This is a genomic window from Mesorhizobium sp. B3-1-8, from assembly GCF_006439495.1.
Taxonomy (GTDB): Bacteria; Pseudomonadota; Alphaproteobacteria; order Rhizobiales; family Rhizobiaceae; genus Mesorhizobium.
This window is the reverse complement of record NZ_VFTK01000049.1, coordinates 22,054-41,340: the sequence shown is the minus strand read 5'-3', so window position 1 is coordinate 41,340 and position 19,287 is coordinate 22,054. Positions and strand designations below refer to the sequence as shown.

Annotated in this window: 8 protein-coding genes and 4 pseudogenes; 3 read left to right on the top strand and 9 right to left on the bottom strand. The window is 60.7% G+C overall.

The features are described 5' to 3' along the window. Window positions 1-350: 350 nt before the first annotated feature. The 3 genes and pseudogenes from FJ424_RS30425 to FJ424_RS30415 all read right to left on the bottom strand — a co-directional run. Window positions 351-976: pseudogene (locus FJ424_RS30425) on the bottom strand (type IV secretory system conjugative DNA transfer family protein); the annotation flags it as partial. Between the two features lie 410 nt (window positions 977-1,386). Next, on the bottom strand, window positions 1,387-1,638 hold the full coding sequence (locus FJ424_RS30420; RefSeq protein ID WP_140659309.1) for a conjugal transfer protein TraD: 252 nt from the start codon (window positions 1,636-1,638) through the stop codon (window positions 1,387-1,389). A 1-nt stretch (window position 1,639) separates the two neighbouring features. Beyond that, complete coding sequence (locus tag FJ424_RS30415; protein ID WP_140659310.1) at window positions 1,640-1,966, bottom strand: conjugal transfer protein TraD; 327 nt, start codon at window positions 1,964-1,966, stop codon at window positions 1,640-1,642. Between the two features lie 172 nt (window positions 1,967-2,138). Between FJ424_RS30415 and traA the strand changes: the two are divergent. The 3 genes and pseudogenes from traA to FJ424_RS30390 all read left to right on the top strand — a co-directional run bounded on the left by traA (window position 2,139) and on the right by FJ424_RS30390 (window position 6,921). Next, a pseudogene (gene traA / locus FJ424_RS30410) lies at window positions 2,139-5,187 on the top strand (Ti-type conjugative transfer relaxase TraA). A gap of 127 nt (window positions 5,188-5,314) precedes the next feature. Next, window positions 5,315-5,518, top strand: a complete 204-nt coding sequence (locus FJ424_RS30405; protein ID WP_140659311.1) for an AlpA family phage regulatory protein — start codon at window positions 5,315-5,317, stop codon at window positions 5,516-5,518. Window positions 5,519-6,315: 797 nt separating this feature from the next. Continuing rightward, entirely contained in the window at window positions 6,316-6,921 is a 606-nt protein-coding gene (locus tag FJ424_RS30390) for a hypothetical protein (RefSeq protein ID WP_246677394.1), read from the top strand. Window positions 6,922-6,955: 34 nt separating this feature from the next. Here the strand turns inward: FJ424_RS30390 and FJ424_RS30385 are convergent. From FJ424_RS30385 to FJ424_RS30360, 6 genes and pseudogenes are all read right to left on the bottom strand, one after another. Further along, window positions 6,956-8,069 (bottom strand): annotated as a pseudogene (locus FJ424_RS30385) (IS3 family transposase). A gap of 1,117 nt (window positions 8,070-9,186) precedes the next feature. Continuing rightward, a complete protein-coding gene (locus FJ424_RS30380; RefSeq protein WP_140659314.1) occupies window positions 9,187-11,487 on the bottom strand; it encodes a mannose-1-phosphate guanylyltransferase/mannose-6-phosphate isomerase in 2,301 nt (766 codons plus the stop codon). A 55-nt stretch (window positions 11,488-11,542) separates the two neighbouring features. Then, window positions 11,543-11,812 (bottom strand): annotated as a pseudogene (locus FJ424_RS30375) (phosphomannomutase/phosphoglucomutase); the annotation flags it as partial. 156 nt (window positions 11,813-11,968) lie between these two features. Continuing rightward, entirely contained in the window at window positions 11,969-13,393 is a 1,425-nt protein-coding gene (locus FJ424_RS30370) for an HlyD family type I secretion periplasmic adaptor subunit (protein WP_140659316.1), read from the bottom strand. After that, the gene (locus FJ424_RS30365; RefSeq protein WP_181182215.1) at window positions 13,380-16,022 is read right to left on the bottom strand and encodes a type I secretion system permease/ATPase; all 2,643 of its coding nucleotides are present in this window, start codon (window positions 16,020-16,022) and stop codon (window positions 13,380-13,382) included. Before FJ424_RS30365 ends, FJ424_RS30370 begins: the two co-directional genes overlap by 14 nt. A 105-nt stretch (window positions 16,023-16,127) precedes the next feature. Further along, complete coding sequence (locus tag FJ424_RS30360) at window positions 16,128-18,506, bottom strand: glycoside hydrolase family 16 protein (RefSeq protein WP_140659317.1); 2,379 nt, start codon at window positions 18,504-18,506, stop codon at window positions 16,128-16,130. Window positions 18,507-19,287 lie beyond the last annotated feature (781 nt).

Here is a 19,287-nt window from a genome sequence, read left to right as displayed (position 1 = left end):
TACGTCGACGCCAAGAAGCGCATCACTGTCGCATTTCTAACTGGCTGGCGGTGTCGCGTCTCTAAATCGCTTTGACAGCTCTTGTAGACGCAAAGTTAAAATGTCCCACTTCTGCAAAGTAGGAATGTCGCTTCCGCTTTGCTTGATGCCATTCTCTCAGGCGCTGCTTTTGAGGGACACAGCTGAGCGAACGCGAGCTTCAACGCATAGAGGTGCTGTCGACAGCCGCTGATCGACGGATGAGGACCATCGCAACGTCACATCTGCTTGGTTTGACCAGGCGCCAGGTGCAGAGTTTTTGAAGACGCTTCAGGTCGACGCAGCTTCGGGACTACGCCACAAGGCGCGCGGTGCGGCAGGATCAGCGGGCGTCGGGCGAGTTGTTTCGACAGGTCCGCGATGAGCCATTCATGCCAGATGAGTTCAGTTGATCAACCTCGACGGTCGTGTCGCCGCAAAGCTTCGAAATGTAGTCGCCTGTCTCGGAATCGTTGATGGCGGCGAACGATATCCATGACGCGTTTTCGAACCATTTCGACGAGGCATTCCCCGCCGTCGGTTCTCACGCATTTGGCCGATAGACTGGAACAGCATCAGCAGGCTGATACCATATTTGCGGCCGGCATCGCGTGCGGTCTCCAGAATGCGCATGAAGCAGAGGCGGCCACCTCGTCGAGCAGGAACCGCGCCCGGTCTTTCACATCGCCATTGCGATTGCAGATCGAGTTCATCAGCGCGCCGATGACGAAGCTGGCGAGGCCGGGATGACTTTCCAGGGTCTTCAGGTCGAGATTGGCGAAGATGTCGGTGTTGCCGGAGGCAAGTTCGCCGGTTGTGAAGGTGGTACCCGACACCAGCGCGGCGCAATTTCGTAGAATAGCCAATGCGTTTCCTTCGATGCGGCACCGTAGACGCCGGAGAAGGTTTCCGACGTCATGTTGATGAACGGCGCGACATTCTCGCGGGCGAATGCGCTTGCGCGGGCGACCCGATCGTCTGGCAGCCGCTGGCGCCCTTCCTGCACGGCGTGCTCCATTTCGGGTGTAGGACAGAAGGTGGAGGTCACTACAGCGCCCGTAGTGATCGCAGCCGCCTTCGCCATCTGGCGGCGGGTGCTTAGTTCAGGTGCTGGATATAAGCGAGGATCTGCACCCGCGCGGCGATCCTATCGAGACTTTGCACATGACAACAGATGAACCTTCACCTGTGGGAACGATCATCATCGAGCGGTCCCTCCGCTTCTGATGCTTTCGGACGGCGTCCGACTCGTAGCTGACTTTCCCAGCATCAATACTCCTGACAAGTTAGAACGCAGCCTCGCCGGCTGGCGTAGCCCGGGGAGCGCCGCTGTTCGGGGTTTGGACCGCCGTGGCTCCTCAATCACCGCTACGTACGTTCGCTGATCATTTGCTCTTCGTGCCGTTCCTCATCGAACGCTTGCTTTCCCTTCGCAGCCCATAGGTCGCGCGCATGCCCGCTTTCATGGCTCTGAAGCTTGGCCGCGATCCAGAGGAGCGCGCCGTAGATTGTGGTGCGATCATCGGCCGTGAGCTCGACGATGCCCGCCTTGACGACGAGGCCGCCGAGTTCGATCAGATGTCGGGTGCGCTTGCGGCGCTCGACCTGCCACGTGCGCATGTCATGACGAGCCCGAGCCGCTTCCCGGCGATTGTGGGCTGCCCGGTTGCGCTTGAGCTTGACGCAGGTTTCGCCCAGTTGTCGGAGCAGTTCGCCGGGACCGGACATCGAAAAACATCGCCCCACGCTTGGCCCATGCCTCACGCTTTGCGGCGTCTTTCGTTTCAGCGATTGCAATCAGTGCGCCGGCCAGTTCTTCGGTGGTGATTTGATCGGCGCCGGTGGCGATCACCAGTTCGCCGAGTTGCTGCACCTTTCGCGTTTTGAGTTCTCGCGCCTTGTCTTCCAGTGCCTTCAGTTCCGCGTCGAAGTCGCGTGGTTTACGCATGGCTGTCTCCATCAATTGTCGATGCGGCGATGATAGGCGAGCCTCCGCTGGAAGGCTTCACGGTTGCCGAGACAGCCCGGGACGGGCTGGTCCATCCCGAGAATTTTTCGAGGGAGGGCGCGCTTATACGTCGTGCCGACGTGGGCTTTGTCGTGCAAATGATCCCGTCGCGATGGCGATCTATCATCTTCACGTCAAGGTCATTGGCCGCAAGGCTGGAAGCAGTGCCGTGGCGTCGGCCGCCTACCGCTCGGCCTCGCGATTGCGCGACGAGCGGCTCGACCGCAGCCATGATTTTTCGGCCAAACGCGGTGTCGTCCATTCCGAGGTGATGTTGCCGATGGACGCACCCGAAGTATGGCGCGACCGCGAACGGTTGTGGAACGACGTCGAGGCGTTCGAAGTGCGCAAGGATGCGCAGCTTGCCCGCGAAGTCGAGTTTGCGCTGCCACGTGAACTCAACCAGGCGCAGGGCATCGAACTGGCGCGCGACTTCGTTCAGGCCGAGTTTGTCAGCCGGGGCATGGTCGCCGATCTCAATGTGCATTGGGACAGGGCAGAGGATGGCAGTCCAAAACCGCATGCCCATGTCATGCTCACCATGCGCTCTGTGGACGAGAACGGTTTTGGTGCCAAGGTTCGAGACTGGAACAGCACCGAGCTGGTCGAGCGCTGGCGCGAGCGATGGGCCGAGCTTGCCAATGAGCGGCTTGCCGACCTCGATATCGACGCCCGCATCGATCATCGCAGTCTGGAAGCGCAAGGCATTGCCCTGGAGCCGCAAACCCAGATTGGTGCACCGGCTCAACGCATCGAGGGCAACGGGCTTGCTGCCGGCGACAGTGAAGCCGATCGCGCTGAAATGCACCGCGAGATTGCGCGCAACAATAGCGCGCGCATCATTGCGGATCCGTCCGTGGCGCTGGATGCCATCACACATCAGCAATCGACCTTCACCCGAAAGGACATTGCGAAGTTCTCGCATCGACACAGCGACGGAATGGAGCAGTTCAATGAGGTCGTGGCAGCCATCGGCAACGCACCCGATCTGGTCGAACTCGGTAAGGACAGGCGCGGCGAATACCGCTTCACCACAAGGCAGATGATCGAGACCGAACAGCGCCTTCACCGCGCGGCGGAGCGTATCGATTTGGACGAGCGCCATGCGGTGAGTGACGCACATCGCGAGGCAGCGCTGGCGCGCGCTGTGCAACGCGGGCTTATCATTTCGGGCGAGCAGATCGATGCGCTTGCGCACATCACCGATGGTCGCGGTCTTGGTGTCGTCGTCGGCTTTGCCGGAACGGGCAAGAGCGCCATGCTGGGCGTTGCGCGGCAGGCATGGGCAGCGGCGGGCTTCGAGGTTCGAGGTGCCGCACTCTCCGGCATTGCCGCCGAGAATCTTGAAGGCGGATCAGGCATCCCGTCTCGAACCATCGCCAGTATGGAGCATGGCTGGGGACAGGGCAGGGATCTGCTCAAAGCACGCGATGTCCTGGTGATCGATGAGGCAGGCATGGTCGGCACGCGCCAGTTGGAGCGCGTGCTCTCCCATGCGGCGGACGTTGGCGCGAAAGTCGTCCTCGTCGGCGATCCGCAGCAGTTACAGGCAATCGAAGCCGGCGCTGCATTCCGCTCGATTCATGAGCGTCACGGCGGCGTCGAAATCGCTCAGGTGCGTCGGCAGCGCGAGGACTGGCAGCGCGATGCCACGCGCGATCTGGCAACCGGCAGGATAGGCGCCGCAATCAGCGCCTACGACGCGCAAGGCATGGTGCATCAGGCTGCAACGCGCAATGAGGCGCGAGGTGAACTCGTCGAGCGCTGGGATCGCGACAGGCAGACGCATCCAGGGGCAAGCCGGATCATCCTAACCCACACGAACGACGAAGTGCGCGCGCTGAACCAGGCAGCGCGCGAGCGCATGCGCGCTGCTGGAGATCTCGGCGATGATGTCCAGGTGAATGTGGAACGCGGAGCAAGGACCTTTGCCGGCGGCGATCGCGTCATGTTCCTGCGCAACGAGCGGTCGCTCGGCGTCAAGAACGGCACGCTCGGTGTGATCGAAAAGGTCAGCACACAAAGCATGGCCGTGCGTACCCACGATGGCAGGTCGGTGCGCGTTGACCTCAAAGACTATACCCACGTTGACCACGGCTATGCCGCGACCATCCACAAAGCCCAGGGCATGACAGTCGACCGCGCCCATGTGCTGGCAACGCCGGGCATGGACGCCCATGGCAGCTACGTCGCCCTGTCGCGGCATCGGAATAGGATGGACCTGCATTACGGCAGCGACGACTTTTCTACACGGAATAGGCTGGTCCGCTCTCTGTCACGCGACCGCGCCAAGGACATGGCGTCGGATTACGAGCAGGTCGACCCGGCACAGAGCTATGCCGAGCGACGCGGCATTACCTTCCGTAAGCGTGTGGTCGAGATCGTGCGCCGGATTATTCCGGAGAAACTGCGCGACAGGATCGACGAGTTGCTAGACGGGTTGCGCTCGCCCGGAGACTTCGAGCCCGGCCAGGACCGTCGGAGCAGCCCGGAAAGAGGAGACGGTGGAGGGCAAAACGGCGATGCCGGCGCCACACCAGGACGAGAAGCTTCCGCCAGAGGAACACAGCGCGATACGGATTCGCCGGTGGATGCGGAAGCGGCGCTACGCCGCGCTCGCACGAAGGCGCTTGTGCGCCACGCGCGCGCGCTTGACGCCATCCTGCGCACGGGGAAATGCGGTCGGGCAGGGCAGTCCCGAGCAGATGCGCGAATTGAAAGATGCGCGCAACGCTTTTGAGAAGGTTCGGCCCCATGGCTGGCGCGATGCCGAAGCGGCCTACGCGAAAAATCCCGAGCTTGTCCGTGAGGCGGGCGGTGGCCGGGTCAACCGTATCGTGCTGGCTCTCCAGCTTGAGACGGAAGTCCGCGCCGGCCTGGATACCGATCCCGGCCGCCGCGCCGACCGTTTCGTGGAACGCTGGCAAAAGCTCGACCGGACAAGCCAAGGTCAATACCAGGCCGGCGACATGTCAGGCTACAAGTCGACCCGTTTGGCCATGTCCAACATGGCCAAGAGTCTCGAACGTGATCCGCAGCTTGAATCCCTGCTTGCCAATCATAAAAAGGCGCTTGGTATCCAGGTCGAATCCGGCCGGCGCCTAGGTGTGGAACTCGCCTTCAACCACGGCATTGGCAGCGGGCGTGGCATAGGAATCTAAACACTCCTATTTGCCGCCGTTTCCACGCCGCAGGCGGATGAGACGACAAACCTTATTGCGCCCAGCATCGGTTCGTCCTGTCTGTCCCAGCAGATATCAGCAACAACCAGTGAGGTGCAGGCAAGCTATGTCCGAGCCGGATCGCATCATTCGCCTAAAAACCGTCCTTGCCCGGACCCGCCTGTCCCGCTCTACTATCTATCGCAAGATCGCCGAAGGCACGTTCCCGGCTCAGATCAAGATCAGCATAAACGGGGCGGGTTGGAGAGAATCCGATATCAATCGATGGATCGGCAATCCGGCTGCGTGGCGAACAGAGCGTCAGGTCTGATTGCGAGACAAACGCACGCCAGGGCCGCCGCCATTCTCTGGAATGAACTCTATCCCAGCGGCTTCAAATGTGTTCCGCAGTGCTGCGACGGTAATTCCCTTTAGCTGTTCTCCTGGCACCTTCCGCTCGTGGTCGCGAAGGACGATGTTCGGAGCCTTTGAGGGCTCCGACACATCATGATTTCAGAGCTTACGCCGAGACGGGCGTGGCGGTGATCCCGCGCGTTGAAGATGACATCGTGATCGGGCCGAGGGGTTCGGTTAAGGTGATGGTCGCGACGAGGCCGGTGGACTTCCGAAAGCGCGCAGAGGGGGCGCCATGGTGCGCGAGAGATGGGTTAGGCGGGGCCAGCCTATGGCACCAGGGCGGCAGTTCAAACCGAACTTGCCTAATCTAGGCGCTCTTCGATCTGTCGTTGGTCAGGGTCGCCGCAATCTGACGCCCGGATGATTGCCGTTCGTGAATTCCACCCCCTCCGCCTCAAGAACGGCACGGATTTTGTCCTGGGTTTCAGCAGACACTGCAGCGACGTGCTCACTGTCGCTCTCACAGCGTTTTACAGTAGGAATAGAAACGCCAGCCCGCGTGGCAAGCTCCGATTGTGATAGGCTGATCAAAGCTCGGGCCGCCCGCATTTGTGCTGCTGTCACCAATTTCTGTTGATCCCTTTAGATCATTGCGCTATGATCCAAAGGTATCAGTGGATACCCTTGGCCGGTTGTCGAGGGTGCGGCTAGACGCAGTGTTGACGCACCGTGCCTAGCCTGACCACGCCAAAGCTGTCTGGAGCTCGGATCATGGCTGATTCCGACAATACCACGACTTTGCCTTTCGTCATCGACCGGCAAGGCGATAAGCCGAACGGTCCCGAACGGCAAGCAATAGACGCGGCTTTAGGCCTCTGGAGCGAGTGGCGACAAGCTCGATATGCCTCATTGCTATTGTGTCGGGTGCAGCAACGTTTGGAGGCACGAATGATGGCCAATACCGGAATTCCGGTATTGACCTCAGGCAAATCCTTGTCTTGGCGGATGTCGGTGGCCGCGCCGGGGGGGAGTGCCGAGTATGCGGTGGCTCGCGAGGCAGAGGTGTTTGCCATGACCGAGGCACTCAAATTTCAGGATGCTATCCCCGGCGTTGCAGCTCTGTCGCTCGCTGGGATCATCGCAAAGCTGGAGATGATTGTTGGCGCCGACCGGGACATCGGCGACCCGACGGATTTCCCATGGCCGCACATTGCGTCCGTATTGCGCGACCTCACGGCACTTGCGGGCGATCTGCCAGCCTATCGACCGGACCGCACCATTACCCGTGCTGACGTGACGCGACATTGGAACGAAGCCATCAAGCTCGTGACGGCGCTTTCGGACGAGGATTCCCAGCGGAATGCGCCAGTTTTGTGAACTTCTCGTGACGTGCTCCCCGTCTTGTCCGCGTCTATAAGTTAGCCCCGTTCACGTTGTGATCCTTGACGGATCGGGTTGCATATTCACGCGGGATGAGCCCATCGAGGCTCGTGTGTGGGCGATTCACATTGTAGTCGATCCTCCATTCTTCAATGCTGTTGCGGGCGTGCCGATAGCTGGTGAAGAGCCGTTCGTTGAGGCACTCATCGCGTCGCCGACCATTGAAGCTTTCCGCGAAGCCATTCTGCATCGGCTTGCCCGGTGCGATGTAGTGCCATTCGATATGGGGGTCTTCCTGCCACGCCAGGATGGCATTCGAGGTCAGCTCGGTGCCATTGTCCGACACCATCATGCAGGGGTAGCCGCGATGCTCGGCGATGATGTCGAGTTTCCCGGGCGACACACGTCACCCGAGATCGAGTTGTCGACGACGGTCGCCAGGCACTCCCTGCTGAAGTCGTCGATGACGCACAGAATCCGGAAGCGGCGGCCATCGGTCAGCGTGTCGGAGACGAAGTTGAGGCTCCAGCGCTGGTTGGCGCCCTGCGGTATCGCCATCGGCGCCCTGGTGCCCAATACCCGCTTGCTTCCACCGCGCTTGCGCACCGTCAGCGGCTCCTCGCGATAGAGGCGATAGAGTTTCTTCCAGTTCACCGCCACACCTTCGCGCTTCAGGAGAAGGTGCAGCCGACGGTAGCCAAAGCGCCGGCGTTCAGCGGCCAATTCCCGCAGCCGCTTGCGCAGGCCTGCATCGTCCGGCCGGCTCGAACGGTAGCGGTAAACCCGCGGCTCCATGCCGACGAGCCCGCAAGCCAGGCTCTGCGAATAGCCCTTGTTCTCGATCGCCCAGGTCACGGCAGTCCTCCTCGATCCGGGCGTCGGAAGTTTTTTCCGAGCATCTCGCGCAAGGTCGAGACGTCGAGCATGGCGTCGGCCAGCAGACGCTTCCGCTTGCCGTTCTCGTCTTCGAGGCTCTTCAGCCGCTTCGCTTCCGATACGTCCATGCCGCCATACTTCGAGCGCCACTTATGGAAGGTCGCGTCGCTCACACCGTATTTGCGGCAAAGTTCCGTCGCCGAAAGCCCAGCCTGATGCTCCTTCAAAATGCCGATGATCTGCTCGTCGGAAAATGTCGATCGCTTCATTGCCTGTCCCCTCATCCGAGAAACAGGCTAACCTCAAACCATGGACAATTCAGGGGAGCACGTCAGACGACACGGAACAATAAGGGACGATTTTGATTTTCACTCAGGAAGAAGTCAATAAAATCAATATCTATAGGATGTCATCCGGGCCCACTTACCCCTTTGGGGGATAAAGAATGTCAGCTTGGCCCGAGGTAACGACCCAGAACATTCAAGGCGATTCTACATTGCGTAAGGACGTTGCTCGGGCCAGACAGTGGCCATGAACGTGATACCTATTGTGATACCTATTGTGATACAAATCAAGCACGGAAGAAGAAAAAATACAACAAAACCAATATCTTAAATGGTCTGCTGATCCCAGCCAACGGTACCATCGGGCTATTCGCTAAATCGCTTATTTTGCTGACGAATTTCCGATTGTCGCTTCTGTCCACCTTCCAACGTTTACCGCTCCTCGACCTGGCTTCCCCACACATAGCTCCGTTACATGAGGCCGGAATGCCTGCGATCGATGCATGCGGTAAACGGCGGCAACGGCGTGCATACAGGACGGTTTGCGGATCAGATCACCGCTTCGAGCTTTTTGCAGCCGTCAAACGGTTGTCGCTCGTTCAGTTGATACGGCAATTTCAATAGCCGGCGGGTTAAGGGGCGGCCCAGCAGGCGCGGGGGTGACTTGGACAGCCGCTGGGCCTGACCAGCGTTTTGGGCGGCGCTGGCTAGAACGACCTTTAGTCCCCATTCATGAAATTGCTAATTTAGCCAAAAGGATGCTTTGTTGTGTCAGTCTCGGCTCGGCCAAGGCTACTTGAATTCCTGCGCAAACAATGAGCGCCAGCAGCCAAGGTTTGTGCCTTGGATTACGTCTGACTAATGCGTGTCGCGCAAAAGTGTGCAGCGGTTTTGCGATAACGACATGCATGAAAACAAAGCCCTAAAGCGCGTCGCCTGAATCCGCTTCAGCGCGACGCACTTTTAAGTCGCGTCCTGCCTATATCGCCGTGCACGCAGCGTGGGCAATGCGTTCTCTGACAAATAGACCAGAGCCGACCCAGCGATCCATTGTCACGGCCAAGCTACCCGCCGCGTTCCGCATGACGAGGGAACCGTCAAGTCAGGCGTAGACCTGCCTAAGCGAGGACTTGCCTACTTCCGAAACCGGCAGCGGGAAAGCTTCGACCTGTCCCCCGGTCTTGTCCAGATACTGCATCAACGCCGTGACCAGGTGGTAGAAGATGCTCGCGGGGACCTCCGTCGCCACTGACCTTCCGCGCTCATCAATCCTGTCGACCCATAAGCCAAGCGGTGCGGGATCGATATGCCATCTGAAGAGCCGGGCGACGCGCGCTTCGATCTCGGGTTTCAAATCAGGCCCGCCAATACCATCAAGGGCAACTGCCGCCTTGATCGCCTCGCATTGCGGCCAGCTTCGCGAAAGCCGGTCGAGGGGCAGTCCGTGGCGCGAGACGGCTGCATAGGCCAGACCCGTGGCCCGGTTCAAACCGCTGGCAACCGCCGAGGAATAGAGCTTTCTCGCATATGCTACCAAGTCCTTCTGGCCGCTCGCCCGCGCGAAATCGACGAGGAGAGAGGCCCATTCGAAATGGTGCCCTGGTTCGGTCCACTGTCCATCGTCCCCCGGCAACGGCAGCCAATCGACGTCGAAGCGTTCTCCAACTGTCCAGCTCTCCTGGTCGAAGAAATGGCATCGGAAGAGATCGATGACGCGTGCCGCGCGACGCAGATATGCGCGCTCGCCCGTGACCCCATGCCAGGCAAGGAAGGATTCCAGCATGTGCATGTGCGGGTTCGAGAACCGCGCCCCGCTCCAGACGGGGCTCTCGAGGAAGCCGTTCAGGCTGCCGTCCTCGAGATGCGTGTCGATGAAATGAAATGTCTCTTGTGCAAGCCGCAGGGCGTCCTGGTGGCCGCATCGATGAGCATGGGCAAGCGCCAGCAGCACGCAGGCTTGGTCGTAGGCATCCTCCGCCGGGTCAGCCACGCTGCCGTTGCAATTTAGGGTGCGTACCCAGCCGCCGCGGTCGGTGCGACCGTATTTCGCGATGAAGTCGATTCCGTGGTTGATAAGTTTGTCGGCGGGTCCAGGCCAACCGCGTTCCTTGGCCACCGCGAAAGCGTAGATCTGACGAGCCATCGTCCGCGTGCGCTTGGGCTTGCGTAGCGGCCTCGCGTCAAAACCGAGCGACTCATGGAATCCGCCATACACGTCGTCAACGCCTGCAGTGGACCACACCGGCAGGGTTTCGTTGAAAAGCCAGTGCTCGACGCGCTTGCGCCATGACCCGCTGACGATGACCCGGTCTTCCGACGCTGTTAACTTGGTCTCGAGTCGTCCGCTCTTCTCCAACTGTTCGACAACCTTCTTGACGTTCTGACTGTGGCTGACGGGCGCGACGAATACCGCGTCTGGCGTTGCCACCACGGCCACATCCTTCATTCCAATGACGGTCAGCAGCCTGCCCTGGCTTCGAAGGTAGGAGCTGCTGCAGTCCATCGCGACGACGTCCCCCATCACGACGTTGCCGTCGCTGTCGGTCGGGCTGGCTTCGAGCAGCGACTGCCACGATCCAAGATCATTCCAGCGGAAGGAGGCCGTAACCATCGCGGTATCGTGGGCATGCTCCATGACGGCGTAGTCGATCGAGGTCGATGGGACAGCCGAGTAGAAACTCTGTGGCAGGTAGATGCCCGAAACGTCGTCCCGTGCGGTCTTATGGGCCCGTTCGGCGCTGTCCCAGATGTCTGGCCGGAACTCGAGAAATGCTCGCCGCATCGTGTCTGCTCGAAACAGGAAGATGCCGGCGTTCCAATAGAACCTTCCCGACGACGCATATTGGCGAGCTGTCTCGGCATTGGGCTTCTCGACAAAGCGCGCAACGGCGGCCACGCCGTCGGCATTTGCCGCAACCTCGATGTAGCCGTACCCGGTTTCCGGATGTGTCGGCTTGATGCCGAATATGACAAGGCGTCCTGACTCGGCCACAGGCCGGCCCACCTCGACCGTTTCCCAGAATTGCGCCTCGGTTGATATCTCATGATCGGAAGGGACCACGAGCACAAGCGCGTCGCCGCCATGCTCGAAGATCGTTTGCAGGGTGGCTATGGCGACTGCCGCGGCGGTATTGCGGCCAACCGGCTCGAAAATCGGTCTGCCGCCGTCCAAGCCGAGTGGACCGATGTCGGAAATAACGCGATCGGCATGCCGCTCGGACGCTATCAGGTAGATTGGGGTCTCACCTCCGGGCCGGGCCTTGAGACGCCGGACGGTCTTCGCAAGCATGGATCCGTCGCCGGAAAGGTCGTGGAATTGCTTGGGATTGTCTTCGCGCGAGAGCGGCCAAAGCCGTGAACCAACGCCCCCGCTCATGACAAAACATACGATCCGGCCCGGCATGGTCCAGTTCCTCTCAGAATGTCTGATTGTAGGCGCCGATTTCTGGATTGCGGCACAGGACGGAATCGAGAGCCCGGAACGCCACGGAATGACCGCGGAAGTCATGGACGATGTCAGGGCCTACGCCCATTCGATGGATCATGGTGCCGGGCCCCATGCCGAGCGCCTGTACCTCCATCAAGTTGCGCTCGGGCCCTTCCTCGGAGCCCGGATGCCCGAACCACCAACGCGCGTCGTATTCGCGGAAGCCAGTGGCCCTGATGAGAGCACTGGTTTCGAAAGCGACTATGTTCGACTTGGCCTGGCCGACTATGTTGAGCGTCACGGTTTCTGATCCGCAATTGCGTGCGGTACGATCCTAACATGCAGCCGGGCCCAGGCTCTCTTCATGAATTGGGGGTAGCCCAAATGCCCCGGTTCACACCCCCTCATACAATTGAAGCATGCCTGCCGACGGCCGCAAGGATGTCTCGTGCGCTTTTTAACGGTCTCGCAGCGCTTCCTGCTTGTATTTCGCCAGCGGCGAGAGAAAGTAGCCGATGATACTGCGCGCGCCGGTCTTGATCTCGATCGTCACCGCCATGCCCGGACCGAGCTTGACGAGCTTGTCGTCCACCTGCATGTACGCACGGTCAAGCGAAACGCGCGCGGCATATTCCAGTTCCTGACCCCTCGGCTCACTGTCGCTCTGCTCTGCGCCCGATACGCGGTCGTTCGAATCGCTCTGCCTCTCGCGAGGTATGGCGTCCGGTGACACGCTGAGCACTTCTCCATGAAGAAGCCCGTAGCGGGTGAAGTTGAATGTGTCGACCTTGATTTCCGTCTTCTGTCCCGGGTGGACGAATCCGATATCTCGGTTGGAGAGCATGGCTTCGATTTCGAGATGGCTCTCGCTCGGAACCACCACGGCCAGTGGCTGAGCAGGCGTAACCACGCCTCCCACCGTGTGAATGGCGAGTTGTTGCACGACGCCGTCGACCGGCGCGGTCAATCGTTGGAGCTTCGTGCGCTGCTCTGCCTTGATCTCCTCCTGCTCGGCACTCTCAACCCTTTGGTCGGCTTTCGCGAGTGCGTCATAGGTCGCGCGCCGATACTCCGCGGCGGTCTTTTCCTTCGTCTCCCTTAGCACCGCGATGGCTGCATCGGCTTCGCGCAGCCGGCTCTGCTGCAGGTTGAGATCCTGCTGAAGGCTGACCAACTCCTGATACTCGGAGAGATAGTCGACCTTCGAAGCAAGCGCGTTGTCGACGAGCTTCTTGCGAATGTCGACTCGCTCCTGCAGCACGGGCGTCGTCGCCTGGAGCTTCGCGACGCTTGCCAAGGTAGTCGATCGTTCTGCTTCCCTCTGATTCTGCTGGCGCTCGATCTCCGCGAGCTTGGCGTTCTGTTCGGCGACCTGACTGATCAGAAATTGACGATGCATCTCGATCTCCCCGGCGCCCGCGCCCTGCGGCGGCCGGAAGGCCGCGAGCGGATCCTCCGCGAGCGCCGCGCGCAGCCGGGCGACGTCGAGTTCGGCCGAAAGAAGATCGCTCTTCTGGCGCTCCTGGTCGGCTTCCGTCATGGTCGGGTCCAGCTCGATCAGCACGTCGCCGGCCTTCACGCTCTGTCCATCGCGTACGTTGATGGCGCGGACAACGCCCGTCTCGAATGGCTGAATCAGCTTGCTGCGCCCGTCTGGCACGATCTTGCCCGTTGCGGTTGCGACGATATCGATGCTGCCCAACGATGCCCACACCAGCGCGACGCAGAAGACAGCGACGATGCTCGCCGCGATCGCGCGGCCGATCGGTGACGGCGGCGTTTCGGTGATTTCGAGCGCTGCCGGCAGGAACGCAACTTCGTGCTCCCGGCGGCGAACTTGGGCTCTCGGAAATGGGACGATGTTTCGGCTAGCGGACGTCATGGATGCCAGCTTGCAGATAGTGGAGGTTTGCGTAGCGCCCGTTCGAGCGGATTAGGTCATCATGGGTGCCATCCTCGACGATGCGTCCATGCTCGATCGTGATGATCCGGTTCGCGTGGCGCACGGTCGAGAGCCGATGAGCGATGACGAAGACGGTTCGGCCGGCAGAAATTCGTTTCATGTTCTGCTGAATGGCGCGCTCGCTTTCGTAATCCAGGGCGCTGGTCGCCTCATCGAGGATGAGGATGCGCGGATCGGTAATGAGTGCCCGGGCGATTGCGACACGCTGGCGTTGCCCGCCGGAAAGACTGCTGCCGCGTTCGCCCACGATGGTGTCATAGCCCTCGGGCAGCTCCAGGATGAAATCGTGAGCGCCGGCAAGCGAGGCCGCTGCAATGACGCGCTCCATGGGCATAGCCGGATCAGCGAGCGCGATGTTCTCGCGAATGGATCGGTTGAAGAGCACGTTCTCTTGCAAGACTACGCCGATCTGGCGTCGAAGCCAGGTTAGGTCGACCATCGCCAGATCGACGCCATCGACCAGCACGCGTCCACTCTCCGGCACATAAAGCCGCTGTATCAGCTTGGCGATGGTGCTCTTGCCGGAGCCCGAGGAGCCCACGATGCCGATGACCTGACCGGACTCGACGCTGAACGATACATCGTGCAGCACCTCGGGGCCGTCGACTCGGTAGCGGAAAGTCGCGTGCTCGAATGTCACCTGCCCGCGGATCGCCGGCAGTGCGGCGCGGCCAGGATTGAAGCTTGGCTCGGGAATGGTGTTGAGGATATCGCCGAGACGATCGATCGACAGGCGGGCCTGATGGAAATCCTGCCAGATCTGCGCGAGCCGCAGCACAGGCATGCTCACGCGCGCGGCCAGCATATTGAATGCGACGAGTTCGCCGACGGTCAGGTCGCCGCCGATCACGAGCTTGGCGCCGAAGTAAAGGGTTGCGGCGACGACCAGCTTGTTGATCATCTGCACCGCCTGGCTCGCCGTATTGTTCAGGCTGAGCACGCGGAAGCTTGCGGTCACATAGGCGGCGAGCTGTTCCTCCCAGCGGCGCTGCATCTGCGGCTCGACCGCCATGGCCTTCAACGTCTCAACGCCCGTGACGGTCTCGACCAGGAAAGCTTGGTTCTCCGAGCCGCGATCGAACTTCTCATCAAGGCGCCGGCGAAACAGCGGCGCAGCTCCTGCGGAAATGCCGATGTAGAATGGGAACGACGACAGGACGATCAGCGTCAACGGAGTCGTGTAATAGAACATCACCGCAATGAAAACGACGGTGAAGACGAGATCGATGACAAGCGTGAGCGCCGAGCTCGTCAGGAACTGCCGGATATTCTCGAGCTCGCGGACGCGTGCGACCGAATCCCCGACGCGGCGTGTCTGGAAATATGCGATCGGCAACGCCATCAGGTGACGAAACAGCCGGGCGCCGAGTTCGACGTCGATGCGGTTCGTCGTGTGCGCGAACAGATAGACGCGCAGCGTGCCGAGAACAGTTTCGAAAACGGTCAGCGCGATAAGGCCCGCGACCAGGACGTCGAGCGTGCTCATGCTTCGATGCACGAGCACCTTGTCGATGACCACCTGGAAGAACAGCGGCGAGATGAGGGCAAAGATCTGAAGGAAGAATGACGCGATCAGCACTTCGCCGAGAAGATGGCGGTACTTGTGGACCGCGCCGAGAAACCAGCCGATGTCAAACCGCCGGGACAGGTCCGTCAGGGCTGCGCGCCGGGTCATCAGGATGATGTCGCCGTCCCAGATGGACTCAAGTTCGGCCCGGGTCATTGTAATGGGTTGCGGCGACGATGGGCGCTGAACGAGGAGCTTGTCGTCGACGACTTTGCCGAGGATCAGGAATCCACCGTCCCGAAGCACGGCGATTCCCGGCAGCGGAGTAATCGCAAGCCGATTCCAGCTCGTCCTCTGTGCCCGAGCCTTGAGTCCGAAATCTTTTGCACAGCGCAGGACTTCGGTAACACCCACTCGCGCCGCGCCCATGCGATGCCGGATTTGGTCAGGCTCGGCCGCGATGCCATGGCAACGCAGCAATATCGCCAAGGCGATGAGCCCTGAGTCATCGCCGCTCTCAGATGCAGTGCTCGCCGCCTGGGCGGCCTTATCGCCTTGATCGGCGAAACGAGCACGCATCAAGATATCGCAGGCGCGCCGTGCCAGATCACGCCCACGGCCAATAAGGGCATGAAGCGCCCGCTGCGCAATGCTCTGTGATCCAGCCAAGATCAAACGGCCGTCCCAAATTGCTTCGAATTCCGCGCGGGTGATCAGCTTCGCATTTGACGAGGGCGGATGCAGCACAACCGCGCCTTTGTCGCTGACCTTTCCGAGAAGCAGAAATCCGCCATCATGCAGTGAAGCGATGCCGGGCAACCGGATACCCGCAAGTTGTTTCCACCGTGTCTTGCGCGAACCGACCTTAAGCCCGAACTCTCGGGCGCAACGAAGCATCGCGCGGATGCCGATTGCACCGCCGCCGCCACAGCGATCGCGGATCTGGTCGGGCTTAGCGTTTACGCCATGAAAGCGAAGGAACAGAGCCAAGGCTCGAAATCCAAAGTCTGCGGCGTGGGCATTCTCGTTCTGCATCGCCATTCCGGCTTAACCCTTCGCGGATACGCGTCCGCGTTCGATGTTCCTTCTCAGCACAAACTTGACGGTGCCGCACCCAGGGGCTTCAGCCCCTGGGTGCGGAGGCGATCAATGTTGCGGTCTGGTCAGGTACGAGTCGTGATTCCAGTTGGCTCCATTCGACAAGGACGCCACGATCTGACCGGGGTCGACGTGGCCCGAGTGGCCGGCCAGGTACTGGTTCAGCACCGCAAAACTCTGGCTTGCCAGGGACGCCGTGGCTGTGCCGGTCGCAAGCGGATGATCCGCCATGGCACTGTTTCGCGGCGCAAAGGTCGTAGTGGGGCCGGCGACCAGGTTCTTATGCTCGTGCAGCAGCGCAAGGCCCCGGGTTGCCGAGGACCCTAGCGACGTAGCGGGAGCATGCTCATGATCCGTCTGGGCGATCACCCGCGGCGAAGTCGTGGTGGCCGCAGGCCGAGGATCCGTTACGGCGATGGTCCGCGGCGAGGCTGTCGCGACGGCGCCGGTGACCGGATCCTTCGCCGTTGCAGTCAGCGTGAGTGTCGCCACCGGATGAGCCGCGCCCTTATAGTTCGATTGCAGCGTCAATCCGCTGTCGACCTGCGCGGCCGTCAAGGTGATGTTCTTGCCGGCAAACGTCTTGCCGTCGAGTTTGTCGGTGATCCTCTCGTACCTCGGCAAGCCCGTCACCTTCACGGTCACGACATCGTTGGGGTCGGTCGTTGTCACCTTGACCCCTAGGTCGACCGTACCGCCCAGCCCGCTCACGTTGAGCGTGGGATCCGCGATGGTGAGGACCGGCGCGATCGATGGTGGTGTGGTTGGAGTGGCTGGGGTCGTTGGCGTCGTTGGCGTTGTGGTTGGGGTCGATGGGGCTGTCGATGACGTCGCGACATGGAGACCGGAGAACGTCTTCACCGCGCGCGCAAGATTAGCAGCGACACCGCTCGCGTCCTTGATGCTCGCACCGTTCGGCAGATTGACCCCGGTGATGGCGAGCGCCGAGGTATTGGTGTCCGTCGACGCGACAGTTGTGCGAAAGTTGAGCGCGCCCGTTCCGGAGCCGCCCACATAGGTGGCGGTCGCGCCATTGTTGAGAGATAGCGTCGGCGTGCCCGATACCGCCACTGCCTCGTTGAAGCCGAGTGTCAGCGTGACCGCGTCTCCAACGTGCTCGGTACCGGTTCCCGGCGAGGCTGTGGCCTGCGTCACCGCCGGCAAGACCGGATCGATCTGGAGACCGGAGAACGTCTTCACTGCGCCCGAGAGATTCGCCGCAATACCAGATGCATCCTTGATGCTCGCGCCGCTCGGAAGATTGACTCCGGTAATGGCGAGCGCCGAGGTATTCGTGTCCGTCGGCGCGACGGTGGTGCGGAAGGTGAGCGCGTTCGTGCCCGAGCCGCCGACATAGCTGGCCGTTCCGCCGTCATTGAGCGACAGTGCAGGCGTACCCGTGACGGTCACCGCCTTGTTAAAGCCGACCGTCAACGTGATGGCATCGCCGGTATGCTCGATCCCCGTTGCCGGTGAAGCGGCGACCTGCGTCACTGCCGGCTGCGTCACCGCCGGCTGGGTCACTGCCGGCTGCGTCACTGCCGGCTGGGTCGTTGACGGCGTCGTGGAGGTTGACGATATCGTCTGGGGACTGACATTGGCACCCGTGACGGTGTCGCCGCTGCCCGCTTTTTGATAGAGCTGGACCTGGTCGATCTGCATCTGCATCGACGAAGGGGTCGAGCTATCCAGCGCCGTATGCCATCCGGACGCGTTCGAATTCGCGACCCCATTGTTCATCATCAATTGCATCGGTTCATCCGGGATCGCGACCTGTGCGCTGGTCACTTGCGCCATCTGCTTCCCGTCGAGATACCAGGTGATCGATTTGCCAGGATCCCAGTAGATGCCGTAGGTGTGGAAGCCGGCCGTGAGGTCGATGCCGCTGTCGATGGTGTCGCCGACCCACCCTGACGGCCCGTGGAGGTGCCAGGAGAAATTCTGGTCCGCCGGTCCCGAACCGGTAAATCCACCCTCCTGTATATCGAGCTCGAAATTGTCGCCGCTGCCCGAGCCATTGCCGGGCATCAGCCAAAGGCCCGGCCATGCGCCGTCGCCGCTCGGCGCCTTCATACTGATCTGAAGGTAGCCCCCGTTGAATTCGAAGTTGCCGTAGCTGCTGACGGCGCCGGACGTGACCGGGAATGTCTGTGCCGTCCCCCCCTGATTGACACCGCTGATGGATTGTCGGATCGCCGTGAGATCCAAGGTCCCGTTGCTCACGGACACCTGGCTCGGCACATCGTAGTCGGCATTATACGGGCCGCCCGGCGTACTTCCTCCCGACCCGTTGGTATTCCATGGCCAGCCGTTGGCGGCTTTGCTTGTGATGTAGGTGTGCCAATCGCTGCCGAGCGCCGTACCGGAGAAGTTTTCCTGATAGACGAGGTCGCTAGAGGCAAAGCCTACGGGTGCGGAGAGAGCCATTCCGTGATCCTTCTTTGGCGTTGAAAACAGAGAATTCCACTGCCGCGCATCGCCAAGTGCGCGACATGTCGCATGTTCGCAGCTAGGCAACGAACTGATTTCAAGCTCGCAGCCAGGCAACGCGAACGGATTTCAAACTCGCAGCTAGACAACGCGGACTGATTACAAAGTAGCGGAGATTTGGATGTCCTCGCCCCAGACATCCTGGTCGAGCGAGCTCAACGTTGAACCCACCATCGAAGGCGACTTTTGTCGACGGAAATGCTCGTCAGGCGCTCGCCTTTGAGCCCATAAACGGTGTCGCTACCAACGCGCGAAAGGAGTTCAACGGTTTGAGCCGCAGCCGGATAAAAGTTGAGCGCATCCCTCTCGGCGGACGTGCCACCGAGCGTGCTATCTAGTATAAGCACAGCAGTTCCTTAGTTCATTGCGTCTTTTTTTGTTTTCATTCCACCCGCGCCCCTAAGCAAACACAGGCATTTCCGCATTCTAATTTACGCACGCACACCATCTGTACCAGCGTGAATTGATCACTTGAGGACGATGTACGTGACATGAGCGACCATACTACCATTTGCGGCGAGAATGAGGCTCGGTGCGGTATTGTTAACACATTCCTAATGTAACTTATAAACACATCCTAATATAGAAAGTGATCGAACGGCCGCACCGAGACAGCCTTCCGGACGCCCTACCAAAACCGTGTCCGTCCGCTGAGATGTCGCGCTCGCTGGGCGCCCGTTGGTTCGAGCGGGCCGTTCGCATTTGAGGTCGTCGAGAG